This window comes from Brucella sp. TWI559, from assembly GCF_039674265.1.
Lineage (GTDB): Bacteria > Pseudomonadota > Alphaproteobacteria > Rhizobiales > Rhizobiaceae > Brucella > Brucella chromiisoli.
In genome coordinates this window covers 1-2425 of sequence record NZ_JBDJNE010000055.1, presented here as the reverse complement: position 1 = coordinate 2425, position 2425 = coordinate 1, and the positions used below count along the sequence as shown (strand labels likewise).

The following is a 2425-nucleotide window of genomic DNA, read 5'->3' as shown; positions in this document are numbered from 1 at the left end:
ACGGCGATATACAGATGCGACACATGGGCAATTTAGAGATGCGACATTTTTTGTATCTCTTGCCCTTTTCAAATCGAACGCGGAAAGGAAGACTAGGTTTTCAGCTGCAAACAGCGGATGGGAGCCGTCATGTCTTGTTTGATCACGATGTCGCAAAAAGAACTCAACCGGCTGAAGACCGTTCAGCAAATCAGAGATAATCAGCTTCGCGTGGTGGAGGCAGCTGCGCTGCTTGGCCTCAGTCGTAGTCAGGTTCATCGGCTGTTACAGGCATTTGATCGGCTTGGTGCAGCGGGCCTTGTTTCGGGCAAGCGCGGTCGTCCGAGCAATCGCCGTTATGGCGAGGATTTCCGGAATGATGTTCTGGATATTGTACGCACGTATTATCGGGACTTTGGGCCGACACTGGCCTGTGAGAAGCTGATTGAACGCCATCAGCTTTCAGTCAGCAAGGAGACGCTGCGGCAATGGATGACAGCAGCGGGATTGTGGACATCACGTCGCGAACGCAAGCGGCAACTGCATCAACCGCGCGGCCGGCGTGATTGCTTTGGTGAACTGATACAGATCGACGGTTCGCATCATTGGTGGTTCGAGGAGCGGGGTCCCAAATGCGCCCTCCTCGTTTATATCGACGATGCCACTGGCAAGCTCCTGCATTTGCGCTTTGCGGGCTCAGAGAACACGTTTGATTATTTTCATGCGACGAAGGCATATCTCCAGCAATGGGGCAAACCACTCGCTTTCTATAGCGACAAACACGGCGTTTTTCGTTCGCTTCATCCGTCGAAGCAAGACCGAACAAGCGGCCTGACACAGTTTGGTCGGGCACTTTATGAGCTCAACATCGACATTATCTGTGCCAATACTCCACAGGCCAAAGGCCGTGTTGAGCGGGCAAACAGGACTTTGCAGGATCGTCTGGTCAAGGAATTGCGGCTGCGCGGCATCGATACGATCGAAGCAGCCAATGCATATGCGCCGGAATATATTGCAGATTTCAATGCCCGTTTTGGCAAGGAGCCACGCAATCCCAAGGACATGCATCGACCACTGGCCGCGCATGAGAACATTGATGATGCGCTGTGCCGGAAGGAAGTGCGAACGCTGTCACAAACACTGACACTTCGTTATGACAAGGTTCTGTTTATCCTGGAGCCGACCGAAGTTGCAAAGCGGCTTGCGCGTCAGAAGGTCGTTGTCTGCGACTATCCCGACGGACGTCTGGAGATCATGCATGGCACGGACACCCTGCCCTATACAACATTTGACAAGCTTCGTTCCATTCATCGCTCGCCTGTTGTCGAGAACAAGCGACTGGATGACATGTTGTCGATCGTCGCTGAGATGCAGGCGGGACGGGAGCAGCAACGCAGCAAAAGCGGTCCGCGTCGTACCGGTCAGGCCAACCATATGTTTGGTATACCTGACGGCAGTGTCGGGAACGGCTATCAGAAGCGAGAGCGTAAATCGCGAACAGCTTACATGAGCGACTCTGCTGTCATTGCCCGGCGAGAACAAGCTTTATTGAGACAGTCGGCGCCGGAATAAAGGGCGTCAATGGACGCCGATATCGCTTTGCGTATCCGACTCCAATTGCAGGCAAGCTGTCCAGAGCGGTGTTTTGTGGAAGATTCCGTCGTCAAGAAAGTTGAGCCCTTCTCTTGCCTCAAAAAGCAGGCCGAGCCAGCATAAGCGTCGCAGGACACCGTACTGAAGCTCGAATTTCAGGTCCCACGCATCGACGGTTATTTCAGTGTCGGACAGATGAGCGATATCCGGATAGAGTATCTTTACAATGTCCATCGGCTTACACCCTTCTCTGGTCTTGATATTGAGCAGATTGAGATACATACGCCACCAACGCAATCGTGCCTGGATCGCCTCTTTACGTTCTGTGGCATGAATATACGAATAGAGATAATCGGTGGCGATCAGATCGAAGAAAGCGTGTGGATTGACCAGAAACTCCAGGCCACGTTTGGTTGGCAGCAGTACATTTTTCCTGCGGCGAAGAAGCTTTAGATAACGGGTCAGATCGTGCACAACACAAAGTGGTGGCATGTCGTTTTCATTAAGCACCTTGTGCATGCTGTAGAGGTCTTTGGCTGTGAATCTGGGCCAGTGGAAGTTCTCAGCAGCGCAGTGTACGAATTTGCGGTTCATTGCGCCAGTTGCCGTTAGTCCGATGCCACCCTCGCGCTGCGCGTAGGCGACTGCAAGCAGCATGCCGCGAAGCAGTGGTGAGAGTGCAGCGATATCGACATCACCTTGCAGGCAGATTTTTGGTAGCATTGTACGACTTGGATCCCTCTCCTGCCCGATGCAGGTGAGCCGAGTATCAACTGCTGACAGAACAATTGCTACTGAGAAAGCTAAAGCCGAAGAGGTGGATACTCACCCGCCCCCATTCCTCGTTTGCAAC

Annotated in this window: 2 protein-coding genes; one reads left to right on the top strand and one right to left on the bottom strand. The window is 52.8% G+C overall.

The features are described 5' to 3' along the window. Window positions 1-129 precede the first annotated feature (129 nt). On the top strand, window positions 130-1551 hold the full coding sequence (locus tag ABE530_RS19500) for an ISNCY family transposase (protein WP_499695708.1): 1422 nt from the start codon (window positions 130-132) through the stop codon (window positions 1549-1551). 6 nt (window positions 1552-1557) lie between these two features. On the opposite strand, the gene ABE530_RS19495 is transcribed toward ABE530_RS19500, so the two are convergent. Continuing rightward, on the bottom strand, window positions 1558-2295 hold the full coding sequence (locus ABE530_RS19495) for a hypothetical protein (RefSeq protein ID WP_499695707.1): 738 nt from the start codon (window positions 2293-2295) through the stop codon (window positions 1558-1560). Between the last annotated feature and the right edge of the window lie 130 nt (window positions 2296-2425).